Source organism: Mucilaginibacter sp. FW306-07-L (genome assembly GCF_058782065.1).
Map to the genome: position 1 here is coordinate 903872 of NZ_JBYSXI010000003.1, position 15150 is coordinate 919021.

Below are 15150 nucleotides of genomic sequence, written 5' to 3' on the forward strand. Positions count from 1 at the left end.
AAAATTATTTATTTTATTATGACATATTTAATAATAACTGCAGCTAAAAAAAGCGTTAAAAAGGGTCATATTCTCTAAAATTTCACTTTCTTCATACAGAAGTCTACCGACGCCATTATATGAAATACCATTTATTTCCTGATTTGCCAAGTCAGTGCTTAACTCAATATAATTCGGAAACACTTCGTAGATAATATCTTTTAATTGCTTGTATACATGATCTAATTCTGTCGGAATAAGCCGAGATGGAGAACCGATGCTTGATTTGTAAATAAAGTAAAGCGGAGTTATAAAACTAATGTTAAATACTAAAACTTTCGGTATTAAAGGACCATCTTCTTTTCTTAAAACCAACCGACCTATAAAACAATGATCAACCGTTGCCGTTTCAACCCAATTTTCTAACTCGTATAAATTGTAATGGGATTTAATTTTAAGAAGAAGATTATCCCAATCCGGTAGAAGGATATCAAACTTCAACCTGCTTTTTTTTAATCTTTTATATTCCCTGGTATCGTAATAGGCATTGGTGCCATCATCTGCTATATTGTAGGGATAATATTTATACGCTAATTCCATCAATTGCTTTTTCATTTCAATTTCTTCCATATTTTAATCAAAATATATCAATTCTATGCAGTTCCACGCAAACGGGTGATAAGTCCAAGAAACGAAAATATTTTTGATAATGTAGGATTACATTATCTTCATTTTCAGCTTCACAAAACTGGTCGAAACTTAAATGACTCAACCAAGGTAACGCGAACAATTAGTATCAATAGCTAATTTAGGTTTTGACGCGGTGGCGAATTTAAAGAATAAGCGACTGCACAACTTTTCGCTGCGAACGGCTAAGCGGCAGGCGATGTTCACCAATTAAGACTTCCCCCTGCCTAATAGTATCAATATGACTGACCGCCGCCAGGTAAGACCGGTGGGTCATAACAAAAGCATCCGCCGGTAGTTGCGCTTCCAAACCCTTTAAACTGGAATAGACGGTGAACTTTTGGTCCGCTAAAACGATATGCACATAGTTGGCCATCGCTTCTATGAACAGGATATCGGCAATGCGGATCTTCTGCAGGTGCTGATTACATCTGACGTAGAAATAACCAGGCTGCTGCTTTAATAAATTCACGGAACCCTGGCCGCTGACGTTGGCCAAAGCCCGTTCACAGGCCTTGGCGAAACGCTCGAAAGTTACCGGCTTCAATAGATAATCGGTGACTGCCAGCTCAAAACCCTCGATCGCGTATTCCGGAAAAGCCGTGACCAGGATGACTTGTTGCACGATCTCCTGACTTTTTAAAAACTCAATTCTGCTCATTTGCGGCATCTGGATATCCAAAAAGATCAGGTCGACCGGCGTGCTGTGCAGAATACCGTTTGCCGCTAACGCGTTACGTGCTACCCCCGCTAATTGCAGGAAGGGCAGGCGGCTGACATAGGCTTCGAGTTGTTGCCGCGCCAGCGGTTCATCATCAACGATCAGGACTTTAAGCATAACGATAATTCTACCTCGTAAATATTCTTCTCTTCTTTGATCTGTAATCGCTGACACTCACCATAGATCAGCGACAAGCGCTTACGCACATTGTCCAGGCCAATGCCCTTGCCTGTAGCCCTTGCTTCATAGCTATTCCGGCAATTGAGATAGAATTGACCTTCATTGATGCGAACATGGATATCAATAAAATTTTCAGTCAAATTATCGGAAACGTGCTTGAACGCATTTTCTACAAAGGTGATCAACAGCAGCGGCGCTATTTGCTGACTTTCGATGTCACCATCTACCACATATTTGACCGTGCAATTATCGAGGCGCAGCTTTTGCAACGCGATATAGTCGGCTAAATAAGCCAGCTCCTTTTTTAAAGAGGCCATATCCTGGCCCGAATCATACAACTGGTATCGCAACATATCGGCCAGTGCCGACAAGGTCTGCTTCGGATCACCCGTTCCCAATTCCAGTTGGCTGTACAGGCTATTAAGTGAATTGAACAAAAAATGCGGGTTTAGCTGGGCTTTTAAATAGGTCAGTTCCGCCGCGCTGCGTTCCTTTTCCAGCGCCGCTAAATTTCGGCGCAACTCAAAACGATCCAGTGCAAGTTTAATAAATATGCCGGCCAGCACACCCAACAGGGCCATGAATAGCCGATTGTATTGCATGTCCTTGTACGTCCAACTAAAATCAAAATGGATAGGCACGATCATGTTTTGCAGCAGCAATCCCATGATCCACGCAGCCAGGCCTGCCAATACCAATACCAGCAAAACTGACAGCATGATCAACCTGGTCAGGCTTTTTCGCCGAAAATAATCGGGCATAATATAGGCATACAGCGCATAAAATGCCAGCAGGATAAGGCCAGTATCCAAGGCGGAAAAGTACAGCCGGTTCCATTCGTTATCAACATAAAAATACAGCAGCCGGTCCCACATCAAAAAGAACACTAACCAGAAGCCCGCATGCACCAAAAATTTACGCATACTCTAAAGTACACATCATCAGCCAAAGCCTTATTACCGCTTGTATAAAATTTAAGACCATTGGTATAATAGCCCGGCACCCGCTCATGAAAAGCCTTTATTTTGGTGCTATGAAAAAGTTATGGATCTGCTTATTATTTCTCACCGGTACCGCTGGCGCACAGGTACCTTTGGCTGCGTCATATTTCAAAGAAGCTGAGGCTGCCTGCAGAAAACAACAGCTATGGAAAACACCGCTCTACGGCCCAATGCTTTTTGTTGATCAGCAAAGCCGGCTCACTTATGCCAATATTCCCGATAGCGCGGGAATACTGAAACCCGAAGGAGGGATATACACAGGCTCGCTGCCGAACGACGTGATGGTGGCCAATACGGCGATTCGTTGGGGGGGCCGCACCTGGTCGGTTCTGTTATGGCCTTTGCCTGAGGATAGCAATGAACGGGTTAACTTGCTATTGCATGAATCTTTTCACCGCATCCAGCAACAGACCGGCTTCCCCGCTAAAAGCCCGACCGCTGATCATTTGAGTACCATGGAGGGCCGCATATTTTTCTTTTTGGAGTTGCGGGCGCTTAAAGGGGCGCTGCAAAAACCGATCAATCGCAGAAAAACAGACCTGGCTAATGCCTTAGCTTTCCGTCAAAAACGAGAACGATTGTTTCCGAAGACGTTTGCCAATGAACGTATGCTGGAAATGAACGAAGGGTTGGCCGAATATACGGGTGCATCGCTTGGCCGCAGCGATCTGCGCCCGCACCTTTACGCGCAAATCGATACGGCCGGTAACCGAAAATCGCTGATCCGTTCCTTTGCTTATTTAACCGGGCCGATCTACGGCCAACTCTTACAGGAAAAAGCGAAGCACTGGACGCAGAAGATCGACTCCAATGCTAATTTCCCGGACCTAATCAGCCACTACTACCAGATCAAAGCCAGCATCGCGCCGGACGAATCGATTTATAGTGGGGCTGACATCCGATCATCCGAACAAAAAAAAGAAAATATTCGTCTTCAAACTGCCGCCGCATATACCGAAATTTTTACCCAAAGGCCTGTGCTGCGCATTACACTGGCCAAAATGAGCGTGCTCTTTAACCCCAACACACTTTTCGACCTGGGCACTTACGGCACAATCTACCCGACGGGTGAGGTTAAAGATAACTGGGGCCATCTCAAAGTAAACAAAGGCGGGATGTTGCTAAAAGACTGGCACATTGTAAGCGTACCGGTGAGTGGCCAGTTGGGCATGGCAGCCCGGCATTTGGAGGGAGATGGCTGGACGCTTGATCTGGCGGACGGCTGGCATGTGGTTAAAAATGACGATTTACATTATACGCTCAGTCCAAACTGATATAAGCTGCGGGGATTTCGTAAACATAGGCCCGGCTACCTGTTTTGCTTTGACGATGTATCGGATCAGCGAATCAACACCTTGCCGCTGGTATCCGAATTAGCTGAAATGCGCCGTTATATTGGCGATCAGGACGTAAGCTGCCTTGAGCCTGTAGCACGGGGCCGACATTTATTATAAAAAATGTCGGCCTACTAAATACCTGGATTATTGAACTCAATTTCTTTTGGAATTATTTGTTAGATCATTCATCTCTATTGACTTTAATTAATGATAAGCAGCCTGTTTTATCGAAGACCCTGATCAACCAGTTTCCTGAGTTCGGTATACTTTCCCTGCCTTCCGTCCGATCTCAGGTAGAAAGCCATTAAAAAAGCGCAATACTTTTTCTCCTTGTCCACCCAGGGGAAACTGCCGAACAGATCAGGGCTGCTCACAATACCATTGCCTGTTATCCATTCGCCGTAGCCATAACCGAGGCCTGCAGCCTCGGCCGGAGTATAAGCTATTTTAACATCGGCTGATATCCTGTTGACCTGCATTTGTGCAACACTGCTTTCCGACAACACCCGCCTGCCATGAAACTCCCCTTTGTTCAGGATCATGACCAGGAAATTTAGGTAATCATCAGCGGTACTAATGGCGCCACCAGCTGGTAAGGCTACTTTTCCTTTACCAAAATCGGTATGCTTCATCTCCAGCGGACTTGCTATCCGCTCGGCAAACAGCGTTTCAAAGCTTTTGCCGCTGATCTTTTCGATCACCGCACCGGCGATCTGCAAACCGGTATTGCTATAACGGAATACCTTGCCCGGCTGGCCTTCTATCGGGTAAGCCGCGATCTTACCGATCTCTTCTTCCATGCCGCTCACCTGCCTCATTTCCGCCAGGTTTTCCCGCAGATCGGGAGACCGTATTCCGGTCATATGGGACAGGCATTGGCTGATGGTGATCGACCCTTTTTTGTTTTGAGATAATATGGGAAAGAACTGACCCACCGTATCAGTCAGCTTTAATTTACCTTCATCTACAAAAGTCATCACCAGGGCTGCACTCAGCCATTTGCTGCAACTGGCAATTGGTTGCCGGGTGCTTGAGGTATAACCGCTGAGATCGGCCGGTTTACCGTGTTTTTTTGCGATCAGCCTGACCAGCATCTTGTCCTTGCCACTCATATTGTTTACCGCATGGCTGTAAACGATCTTTCCATCCTTGCTTACCACCAGCATGAGGCGGCCGCCCATGCCGGAAGCCTGGTCGGCAAGCCATTGATCTACTTTGCTAAATGGCTGTTGGGCGCTGGCAATGTTAAAACCGGCAAGAATTAGTAATAGCACTATTATTTTCTTCATCGTATCGGGGTTGATCAATTACAATTAGCGATCCGGGGATTGTCCGCGCTATTGCAGGGAAACAGGTATTTGCCTGGATCGTATTTGGGACTTGGGGTATCGGTGACCTCGAGAGGGGCCATGAACTGCCCGTTATACCCGGGCATAGTCACTTGCTCGGAAGAGCCATTACCCAGGGCAATATTCTTACCTGCCTGGCTACCATTAAAGCTGTAGTCCATCAGCGCGTCCAGTAAACGGTAAACCCCGTAATAGTCGTAAGCATCGTAAGCAGAGCGGCTGTTGGGCAGGTTATGCTCCGTTGTATATTTATAGCCTGCCACCGTTGAGGGCTTCAGGTAATAGTAGTCTTTTTCCGAATTAGGAATATTGATATTCTTAAAGATGTCAATGGCCAGGCGGTGGTCATTATAAACATCTTCATCATAGACCTGCGTGATCATCCTGGTGTTTGCAGGGAAGTTTCCGAGTTGCGCGGGCGTGATCTGGTAACTGTACCAGGGTGCCATCGTGAAAAGGAAACGCCCGTCCTGTCCCCATCCTTTTTCGGTAAAAGCTTTGTAGGACAACCCGATAGATGCGCCACCGCCAAATGAATGTCCCATAAAGCCCACTTTTCTGGTATCTATGATATTGGGGTAATCAGCGGCAGCTTTAGTGAAACCGGTCCATAAGGTTAAATAGCGATGGTCAATGCTGACGTCCGTTGTCGGATAAGGCACAAAAACAACAACACAACCCTTTTTAGCGATAAACTCGAACAGGCCCCGGTTATATTCCTTGTTCTCACCGCCATAGGGGTGGGAATAAAAGATCGTCGGCCTTGCTGAAGTAATTCCCGCAGGATAAAAAATGGTTACCTGGGTACCTGGATATTCGGTGTTTGGGAAATTGATCTCCGCAACCTTATAGGTACCATCGGAGCCGTAGCCGGATGAAGGACGGGAGATCGGCCCTGCAAGGTCATCATCAACGGGAGGTTGATCCGTGCTGCTGTCGCTATTTTTGGAACAACCGGATAACAGCAGCAATAAAAAGCACATTTTAATAAGAATAGATTTCATGGGATGTTTGTTAGAATATAAGTATCGAATAAAGCGTAGCGCTATTATTACTGACCCATTTTCGCTTTCATTTTTTCCTTTATCTCTGTTTCAAATGCCTGGTATTGCTTATACTGCTCGGCTGTAAAGATCTTTTTCAGCTCCCCGTCCTTTTCCTTCTGCAGAGCCTTGAGCTGTTTAAACTTGGAGAATTTGCTAATATCGCTTTTGATAATAGGGTCATTTTTTAAGGCGTATTTCAGGTTGATCGCCTGTACCCGGGTAAGCTGCCCTGAATCCAGGCTGAGTTTGGTCTTCATCAGGCCGGTCTGGAATTGTGACCTTTCTTCCGGTGTTTTGTCCTTCATCCCGGTTGTATTTTGTGCTGTGCCCAATTGGGTGAACAGCATCATTAACAGGCTTAGCGCAAGGGTAAGCCTAAAGTTGTTCTTTTGATTTTTCATATTTTATTTGATTAATGTTTAAGGGTGGTTAAGCTATTTAATAAATGGACAGGGAGTTAATGAACAACGACGACACGCCTGCGAACAACCGGACGGACAACAACAGCCCTGGCGGGTACGACCACAACGGGCCTGATGACCGGTCTGCGTACGACCACCACTTTGCGGGCAGGTGTTCTTCTTACAACGACACGCGTTTGGGCATTCACGGATAAAGCGCTTATAAATGCCAGGGCGATAACTACAAGGATTTTTTTCATGGTATTTTAAATTAAATTATTTGTTTTCAGGTAGGACTTTAAAATGAGGTGCCGGTTATTGCTTTTCCGGCGAAGCTTCCAAAACAGGGGTTGAGTTCACTATTGCTTTGGTTGGACTGACTGGTTTAAACCAATTGAGAAACCCCTGCATGACCAACCGGAATGGATTATAGCTTAAAAACCCTGTAGTTAAGCCATAATTAACCCGTTCGGTTTCGGGCTGGTAAGTACCAAATAGCCGGTCCCAGATGATCAATACGCCACCAAAATTCTTATCAATATAAATGGGATTGCTGCCATGATGGACGCGGTGTGACGATGGGGTGTCCATCACTTTTTCAACCGGGCCCAGCGTGCCTATGGCTTCGGTATGCAGGAAGAACTGGTAAGCCAGGTTAAGCGCGTAGGAGATCACAATAAAGTCAGTCGGCATGCCCAGCAGCGCTACGGGGATAAAGAAAAGCGGGCTAACGATGGCCGAGAACCAGTTGAGCCGGTAAGCAGTAGTCAGGTTCATGTGCATCGCCGAATGGTGTACGAGGTGGAAAGCCCATAAAGGTTTCCAGTAATGCGATGCCCGGTGAAACCAGTAATAAATAAAATCAGCCGTCAGGAACGTAAGTAAAAATATCCAGACGGTATGCGGCAGATGAATGGGTGATAAACCGGAAAAGAAACTAAGTATACTTAACTGGTAACCGGCAAACAGGTATTTAGAGAACTGGAATCCGGCAAAGACGGAAAGGTTGGCCAATGTTTCCTTAACTTCATAAACGTATTTGTCTTTTTTCCAGCTCCAGATGATCTCCGCTGTGATCAGGAGCAGCAGGAACAATAAAATGTAAACGCGATACGGGCCGATCTGATGTTTCATTTACTTCGTTTTTTTATTCACGATGTAATTTGGCCAGGAAAACCGGAAGAAAGCAGGCCAAATCAGGTGAGGCTGAAAAATCAGGGGGCGAAGTGTTTAGCTGTTCATCCAGCTTTTAAATTCCGGTACACGCGCTTTACTTATCAGGATGCGTTCTGGTGGCTCCGGGTTCACTTTTACAGACAGCCGGCCATTGAAATAAAAATCAACTTCCGAGATAGCCATCCGGTTAATGATAAATTGCCGGTTGGCCCGGAAAAACAATTGTGGATCCAGCTGCTGTTCCAGTTGCTCCATTGTATACTCCAGGATATACTGTTTTCCCTCCGATGTATGACCATAAACAATTTCGCTTTCGGTATAGAACCAGGCGATCTTTGCCGTTTCGACAGGCACCAGCTTATCCCGGTAATGCACCAGGAAGGATTTTTTGTAGGACTTGACGCTGGCCTGGAACTGTTCCAGCAACCGGTTAAACGTTGAGCTGTCTGGTACCCGCTCTGCTGGCCTGACCAAGGTTTCAAACTTTTGCAGTGCCCGATCCACCTCCTGCTCATTAAAGGGCTTCAGGATGTAGTCGATACCATTGTTTTTAAAGGCCTCAATTGCGTAATCGTTATAAGCCGTCACAAATATTACCGGCCGGTTAACCGGAGCCTGTTTGAAGATCTCAAAGGATAATCCGTCGGTCAGCCGGATGTCCATAAAAACCAGGTCATAACTACCCGGATGGGTATTAAACCAGGCTCCCGCCTCACTCACTCCGGTAAGTACGCAGATCACACTGATGTTTTCGTCAAGATGCTGTAATATATGCGCCAGGTTACGGGCTGTAACCGGTTCATCTTCGATCAATACAATGCGCAGCGCTTTCATCGGCTCAAAGGTAATTTAACGATAAACATTTCGTTTGTTCTTTCGATCTCAATTTCCCGGTTCACCAGCAGGCGGAAGCGCTCGTTCAGGTTGACCAGCCCAATGCCGGTGCTGCTTTCCGGCAGGGCTATTTCCTGGAGGTTGTTGCTGACGACCAGGCAGTCATTTTCTGTAAAAACCCGTACGATCAAAGGGTTTTCAAGGGTAGCCGAATTATGTTTGGCCGCATTCTCTAACAAGGGTTGTAAGGACAGGTGCGGGATTCGGGCAGCGAGATCATGCTGTTCGACCTCAATGTCCAGGCGAAAAGCCTTTTCAAAGCGCATATTTAAAAGCTGCGCATAAGATCTGAGTACTTGGAGCTCCGCCGCAACTGTTACCAGCGCTGTTCCTGAACGTGTCAGCGCATGGCGGAATACTTTAGACAAATGAAAAATATAGAACTGCGCCAGCTTCGGGTCTTCCCTGACAATACCGGAAAGACTACTAAGCGAGTTGAAAAGTAAATGCGGGTTCAGCTGCTCTTTCAGCAGTTCCAGCTGCGCTTCCAGGTATGCGCTCTTTAATTGCTCATGGGCCTTGTCTTTTTGCTTACTTTCCCTGAGCAGCAGGATGATCCTGATGGTGATACCGATCAGGATGGCACTCAACCCGAAACGGGGAAAATACCCCATCCGGTAAATGCCCGCTAAGTGGTTGCCTGCAAACAGGGTATATTGGAGGAAATTCCCTGTCCCCATAAGCAAAAAGATCAGCATCCCGTTAGCCGCGATATAAATGCCATACCGTTTTTGTTTCCGGTAGCCAGCGAAACCCGCACCTTTTTCCAGGTTCAGGTAAAATAGTAATGCACAAAATACCAGGTTAAAAACGAACTGAAAAGTCAGTTCCCCCAGGTCGAACTGCCAGTAGCGCGCCATGACCCCATTTGTCCGTAAAGCCAGCAAACGGGCAGAATTCACCATTAGGGAGATCAGCAGGGAGCTGTATACGCAAATACGGAGTTCGTTCTTGTCCATATGTGAAATTAGCTATTATATTTCCATTGCCTATATGCGGGTAAGGTGAAGCTGATAAAACAGCAGCTTAAGTGTTAAAAAGAAGGCGCGAAAAATAAACACCTTGATTGGACATTTGAACAATCCACAAGACCACCCCGTATATTGTATGAGCAAATACTGTATTATCAATTTTCCGACTATGCGAATCAAATAGGACGGCGTTCCTATATGGGGTCTGTCGATGATTTCCGCAAAAGGTAAACTAGAGTAGTTGAGTAGATATTAGCATGCAAACTATAAAAAGTATGCAAATTTTATGCAAATAAAAAAACCCCACTCGCCAGAGTGGGGTTAAATCATTGATTTTGAGGCTCCTGAGGCTGGGCTCGAACCAGCGACCCTCTGATTAACAGTCAGATGCTCTAACCGGCTGAGCTACTCAGGAATGCTTTTCCCTGATTGGGTGTGCAAAAGTATATTTTCTGCTTTAATTTCACAATATTTGCTGAAAAAAAATTTAAAATATTTTCACATGAGTTTGGTTGTTATTGGCACCGTAGCGTTTGACGCTATTGAGACACCCTTTGGTAAAACCGATAAAATTGTCGGTGGTTCAGCATCTTACGCCGGCCTGGCCGCTTCTTATTTATACAATAAAGTTAAAATTGTTGCCGTTGTTGGCGATGATTTTCACCAAAGCGAAATAGACGATTTTAACGCGCATGGCATCAACACCGAAGGCTTGCAGATAAAAAAGGGTGAAAAATCTTTCTTTTGGGCAGGCAAATATCATAATGATATGAATAGTCGCGACACTTTGGTAACAGATCTGAATGTTTTGGCCGACTTTGACCCGATCATTCCGGATAGCTACCAGGATTGCGAATACCTGATGCTGGGTAACCTTACGCCACAAGTGCAGCAAACGGTTATTAACCGTTTAACCAAACGCCCAAAGCTGATTGTGATGGACACCATGAACTTTTGGATGAACATCGCCCTTGATGACCTGCTTGATACCCTGAAAATGGTAGATGTACTGACCATTAATGATGAAGAGGCACGACAGCTTTCAGGCGAATATTCGTTGGTTAAAGCAGCCGCTAAAATATTAACCATGGGCCCCAAATATCTTGTTATAAAAAAGGGAGAGCATGGTGCTTTGTTATTTGATCAAAACTCGGTTTTTGCTACACCGGCATTGCCGCTTGCCGAGGTGTTTGACCCAACCGGCGCCGGAGATACCTTTGCCGGGGGCTTTATCGGTTATTTGGCAAAGGTTGGCAGCATCAACTTTAATAACATGAAAAACGCGTTGATCTACGGCTCAGCCCTGGCATCTTTCTGCGTAGAAAAATTCGGTCCTGAACGTATAAAAAACCTTACCCAGGAAGAAATAGCGGAACGTGTACAGCAATTCGTGAAGCTGTCGAAGTTTGAGTTGTAAGCCCAAACAGCTCCGGCCCCCTAACCCCCTAAAGGGGGAATGATATTTAAACAAGCTGAGTTTAAGCTCCCCTTAGGGGGCAGGGGTCTTGGCTTAGGGCTTAACTTAGTTTTCCTACTTTCTCGAACTTCTCAAAAACAGTTTGTGTGTGCGGTGCGTCGGCCAGTTCTTCGGTGAGGTCCTGCCCGGCCCAGTGCTCATAATGCTTGCCATTGCGCCACAAGCGACTATCGGTTACATCATAAATAATGCCCTGGTAGGCCACCCATATCTGCGGTTTGTCCTGCCCGTTGCGCAGGGCCAGTTGGAAGCGGGTGTATTGTGGCAGATCATCCATTTGCTTTGCGATGCTTAAAATATTCAAAAAAGCCAACATTCATCAGCAGCAGGGCCATCGAGTAAAAATGATCCTCAAACGGTATGGTGCCGGCGCGTATACCTATGTTTTCAGCATCGTTATACAACACAACCGGTATAGAGGTAAGCAAGCCGTTAACAATGTAAAACGGAATAAGCGATACCACAAAGGCCATATAAAAGCGGCCAAGCCATTCAACCTGTTTTATAAATTGCAGGTAAACAAGCAATGCGAATAGTAAACCAAAGGTAACGGCGGTGTATATCCTGTCATAATAAAGGATCAGTAACAGTGCTGATAGGATCAGGATCAGGTTTGATAGTATACGCGTAAGCCTGATGTTAGGCTGCCACTTTACATAGTAATTGAGGCAGGCATAAATAAAGATACAGGCAAAAGGGACGGTTAAAAAAAAGAGTATCTCCTCAAGCGGTAAGCCAAAAAAGTTGATGCCGATAATTCGTTCCTGGCTAAACCACCACACGCCTTTAATGGTAAACAGCACATCCCAAAATAAAAATACCAGGCCGGTTATAGCCATGCCCGGCCATATATGCCGCCAGCTTTTGCCAAACTGTACCCTTTTATCAAACGAGAGTACAACCGGGAAGAATATGGTAAGAAAATTGATGATGAGGTAAGTGTATTTCACTTTAGTGCGGCTAATTGTTTGTTAAGGTACTCACTCTCGGCCGGAGTGCATCTTTTTGAATCGATCAGGAATTTTACGGTTGTTCTGATCAGGTCTTTATCCTCGTCTTTGTAATTCTTTTTTTTTAGTTGTTCGATGATGGTTTTGCGGTCGTTATCCAGGTTTTTATGGTAGCCTAAAAAGCCGGGTACATTATGCTCAACCGAAAAACGCATAAACCTTATTTCGATGTTATGCGGGTCGGCAGTTACCGCCTCGGCGTAGGTTTTTTCGGCAGCATTAAGGTATTTTAACTTGCTGATGGGGTTCCAGGCGTGTATGGCCTTGAGGGCTTGCAGGGTGCCGATGTAGCCGGTTATAAGCGCGCTTTTGTGTTTTACGGCATTCAGCGAGTTATAGAGCGAATCGGTAGTTTTGCTGTTTTTAAGGGCTGTTAAAAGTTGTTTACGTATAGTTTCAGGATCGTGGTCGTAAGCCTTTGTTGGCGTAAAACCAATGGTGAAAAATATAAAACAACTTATTACAAGGGCCTTCATTAAATAACGTTAAGTTTTTGCTGCATCACTGCTTGTGCAAATAACGCTAATTTTCGCGTGTCTGATACACGGATCCTTTTTTGCAATATGCTGTCAACCGGCATACGGCTTATTTTTTTAAACAATTGCTTGTAATAAGTATAAGCGATGTATACACCAAGCTTACTGCCAACAGGCAGCTTTTTTATGCCTTCAAAGGCATCGTCAAAATCTTTTTGTATGTCAAGCTCAATGACTTGTTTATCGCGCTCGGTAAACGCATCAAAATTTACATTAGGGAAATAGGTGCGGCCGCGTTCCTCACGGTCGGCCTTTACATCACGCAAAAAATTAATTTTTTGAAATGCCGATCCCAGGCTGCAGGCACTGGGCAGCAAAGCCTGGTACTGCTGGGTGTTACCCTCGCAAAATACGCGCAGGCACATCAGGCCGATTACTTCGGCCGAGCCGTATATGTAGGCTTTATAGCCATCCTCGTCATATTTTTGTGTGTATAGATCCATTTCCATCGAGGTTAAAAAGGCATCGATCAGGTCAGCCTCTATGCCGTAATGGTTCACCACGATCTGGAAGGCATGTAAAACCGGGTTCAGGCTGATGCGCTCCTCAATGGCCCTAAAGGTATCAGCACGAAAAGTGGCTATCAGTTTGGCCTTATCATGATCATGAAAGGTATCTACAATTTCATCAGCATACCTTACAAAGCCATAAATGGCATAAATAGGATCTCTGAACTTTTTTGCGAAAGCCTTTATGCCTAAGCTGAACGAGGTGCTGTAATTATTGGTAATTAGCCTACTGCAATCAAAACAGGTGCTATCGTAAAGCTGCATCATAAATTTTGGAACTACCTCAAATGTACAAATTAACACACACTTTGTTTTTTATGTGCTCAAACAATTTCAGTACTTTGGGTTATTAGTGTTATCAGATGCTCAAAAGTAAAATAGCCGTTATCGGATCGGGCTTTGCAGGGTTAAGCGCCGCCTGCGTGTTAGCCAAACAAGGTTATGATGTAACCATTTATGAAAAGAACAGCCAGCCCGGCGGCCGCGCGCAGGTTTGGGAAACACAGGGCTTCCGTTTTGATATGGGGCCAAGCTGGTATTGGATGCCCGATGTTTTCGAGGATTTCTTTGCCCTGTTTGGAAAAAAACCGTCAGACTATTACCAGCTTAAACGTCTTGACCCCGGTTACCGGGTATATTTTGGCGCGGGCGACTTAATAAATGTACCCGCGGCAATGGATGACCTTGAGGCTTTGTTTGAAAAAACGGAGCCCGGCAGCAGCCAGGGGTTGCGTGAGTTTTTAAGGCAAGCCGAATATAAATACCGGGTAGGTATGGGCGAGTACGTGTTTAAGCCTTCGCATTCGGTTACCGAGTATTTTGATCTTAGCCTGATCAAAAAAAGCATGGGCATACAGTTACTCACCAGCATGAGTAAGCATGTGCGCAAGTACTTTAAAAACACCAAACTGATCAAGTTGCTTGAGTTTCCCGTGTTATTTTTAGGGGCTACCCCGCAAAATACGCCGGCCATGTATAGTATGATGAACTATGCCGACCTGGCACTGGGCACCTGGTACCCCATGGGTGGGATGAATGAAATTGTAAAAGCCATGGTAAGCGTTGCCCGTGAATTGGGCGTTACCATTAAGCTTGATACAGAGGTAAAGCATCTGGAAGTAGCCAATGGCAAAGTAGCCGCTATTAAAACCAGCCAGGGCGATTATATGGCTGATTTCGTTATTGCCGGTGCCGATTACGCGCATGTAGACCAGCAACTGATTGATAAACCCTTTAGAAACTATACCGAAAAATACTGGGATAACCGCACCATGTCACCATCGAGTTTGCTGTTTTACATCGGCCTGAATAAAAAGGTGGGTGATATCAAACACCACAACCTGTTTTTTGATGAGGATTTTGACCAGCATGCTCACGAGATCTATACCCAACCCCAATGGCCCTCCAAGCCGCTGTTCTATGCCTCGTGCCCCTCAAAAACGGATAGCAGCGTAGCGCCCGAAGGGTGTGAAAACATGTTCTTTTTAATGCCGCTGGCACCCGGGTTAGAGGATAGCGAAGCCATGCGCGAAAAGTATTTTGATGTAATGGTGAGCCGCTTTGAAGCAATAACAGGTGAAACTATCCGGGATGCCATCGTTGTAAAGCGCAGCTACGCCATAAATGATTTTAAGGCCGATTATCACTCTTACAAAGGCAATGCCTATGGTTTGGCGAATACCTTGCAGCAAACCGCGTTTTTAAAACCGGCCATGCGTGCAAAACACATCAGTAACCTGTTATATACCGGGCAGCTTACAGTGCCGGGGCCGGGTGTGCCGCCCGCCATAATATCGGGCAGGGTAGTGGCTGCCGAGGTACAAAAGCTGATAAAGCCTGCCGGCGGACAGCCATAACACATTGTATTTGCTACCTT

16 protein-coding genes and 1 tRNA gene are annotated in these 15150 nt (G+C 45.6%); 3 read left to right on the forward strand and 14 right to left on the reverse strand.

Annotation, left to right across the window (positions count from 1 at the left end):
• Positions 1-27: 27 nt before the first annotated feature.
• The 3 genes from AC3WJC_RS19210 to AC3WJC_RS19220 all read right to left on the reverse strand — a co-directional run bounded on the left by AC3WJC_RS19210 (position 28) and on the right by AC3WJC_RS19220 (position 2490).
• Complete coding sequence (locus tag AC3WJC_RS19210) at positions 28-609, reverse strand: hypothetical protein (protein WP_492400740.1); 582 nt, start codon at positions 607-609, stop codon at positions 28-30.
• A gap of 202 nt (positions 610-811) precedes the next feature.
• On the reverse strand, positions 812-1504 hold the full coding sequence (locus AC3WJC_RS19215; protein WP_492400741.1) for a LytR/AlgR family response regulator transcription factor: 693 nt from the start codon (positions 1502-1504) through the stop codon (positions 812-814).
• Entirely contained in the window at positions 1489-2490 is a 1002-nt protein-coding gene (locus AC3WJC_RS19220) for a sensor histidine kinase (protein ID WP_492400742.1), read from the reverse strand. Before AC3WJC_RS19220 ends, AC3WJC_RS19215 begins: the two co-directional genes overlap by 16 nt.
• Positions 2491-2576: 86 nt before the next feature.
• Between AC3WJC_RS19220 and AC3WJC_RS19225 the strand changes: the two genes are divergently transcribed.
• Positions 2577-3842, forward strand: a complete 1266-nt coding sequence (locus tag AC3WJC_RS19225) for a hypothetical protein (RefSeq protein ID WP_492400743.1) — start codon at positions 2577-2579, stop codon at positions 3840-3842.
• 287 nt (positions 3843-4129) lie between these two features.
• On the opposite strand, the gene AC3WJC_RS19230 is transcribed toward AC3WJC_RS19225, so the two are convergent.
• From AC3WJC_RS19230 to AC3WJC_RS19260, 7 genes are all read right to left on the reverse strand, one after another.
• Positions 4130-5194, reverse strand: a complete 1065-nt coding sequence (locus AC3WJC_RS19230; protein WP_492400744.1) for a serine hydrolase domain-containing protein — start codon at positions 5192-5194, stop codon at positions 4130-4132.
• 14 nt (positions 5195-5208) lie between these two features.
• Complete coding sequence (locus AC3WJC_RS19235; RefSeq protein WP_492400745.1) at positions 5209-6258, reverse strand: alpha/beta hydrolase; 1050 nt, start codon at positions 6256-6258, stop codon at positions 5209-5211.
• Positions 6259-6305: 47 nt separating this feature from the next.
• Positions 6306-6701, reverse strand: a complete 396-nt coding sequence (locus AC3WJC_RS19240; RefSeq protein WP_492400746.1) for a DUF4890 domain-containing protein — start codon at positions 6699-6701, stop codon at positions 6306-6308.
• Between the two features lie 315 nt (positions 6702-7016).
• A complete protein-coding gene (locus AC3WJC_RS19245) occupies positions 7017-7835 on the reverse strand; it encodes a sterol desaturase family protein (RefSeq protein WP_492400747.1) in 819 nt (272 codons plus the stop codon).
• A gap of 96 nt (positions 7836-7931) precedes the next feature.
• Complete coding sequence (locus AC3WJC_RS19250; RefSeq protein ID WP_492400748.1) at positions 7932-8711, reverse strand: LytR/AlgR family response regulator transcription factor; 780 nt, start codon at positions 8709-8711, stop codon at positions 7932-7934.
• Positions 8708-9730, reverse strand: coding sequence for a sensor histidine kinase (locus tag AC3WJC_RS19255; protein ID WP_492400749.1), 1023 nt, complete (start codon positions 9728-9730; stop codon positions 8708-8710). The genes AC3WJC_RS19250 and AC3WJC_RS19255 overlap by 4 nt, the downstream gene beginning before the upstream one ends.
• Before the next feature lie 353 nt (positions 9731-10083).
• Positions 10084-10157, reverse strand: a tRNA-Asn gene (locus AC3WJC_RS19260).
• Positions 10158-10244: 87 nt separating this feature from the next.
• Here AC3WJC_RS19260 and AC3WJC_RS19265 point away from each other — a divergent pair.
• Complete coding sequence (locus tag AC3WJC_RS19265; RefSeq protein ID WP_492400750.1) at positions 10245-11159, forward strand: PfkB family carbohydrate kinase; 915 nt, start codon at positions 10245-10247, stop codon at positions 11157-11159.
• A gap of 100 nt (positions 11160-11259) precedes the next feature.
• Here AC3WJC_RS19265 and AC3WJC_RS19270 read toward each other — a convergent pair whose 3' ends face one another.
• Genes AC3WJC_RS19270 through AC3WJC_RS19285 form a run of 4 tightly spaced genes read right to left on the reverse strand, consistent with a single transcriptional unit; the run spans position 11260 to position 13541 of the window.
• A complete protein-coding gene (locus AC3WJC_RS19270) occupies positions 11260-11496 on the reverse strand; it encodes a cytochrome b5 domain-containing protein (protein WP_492400751.1) in 237 nt (78 codons plus the stop codon).
• Positions 11489-12169, reverse strand: a complete 681-nt coding sequence (locus AC3WJC_RS19275; RefSeq protein WP_492400752.1) for a lycopene cyclase domain-containing protein — start codon at positions 12167-12169, stop codon at positions 11489-11491. The genes AC3WJC_RS19270 and AC3WJC_RS19275 overlap by 8 nt, the downstream gene beginning before the upstream one ends.
• Positions 12166-12705 carry a hypothetical protein gene (locus tag AC3WJC_RS19280; protein WP_492400753.1) on the reverse strand — a complete coding sequence of 180 codons (540 nt, stop codon included), beginning with the start codon at positions 12703-12705 and terminating at the stop codon, positions 12166-12168. Before AC3WJC_RS19280 ends, AC3WJC_RS19275 begins: the two co-directional genes overlap by 4 nt.
• A complete protein-coding gene (locus AC3WJC_RS19285) occupies positions 12705-13541 on the reverse strand; it encodes a phytoene/squalene synthase family protein (RefSeq protein ID WP_492400754.1) in 837 nt (278 codons plus the stop codon). The genes AC3WJC_RS19280 and AC3WJC_RS19285 overlap by 1 nt, the downstream gene beginning before the upstream one ends.
• A gap of 95 nt (positions 13542-13636) precedes the next feature.
• Between AC3WJC_RS19285 and crtID the strand changes: the two genes are divergently transcribed.
• Positions 13637-15130, forward strand: a complete 1494-nt coding sequence (crtID, locus tag AC3WJC_RS19290; protein ID WP_492400755.1) for a bifunctional phytoene desaturase/3,4-desaturase — start codon at positions 13637-13639, stop codon at positions 15128-15130.
• Positions 15131-15150: the final 20 nt, after the last annotated feature.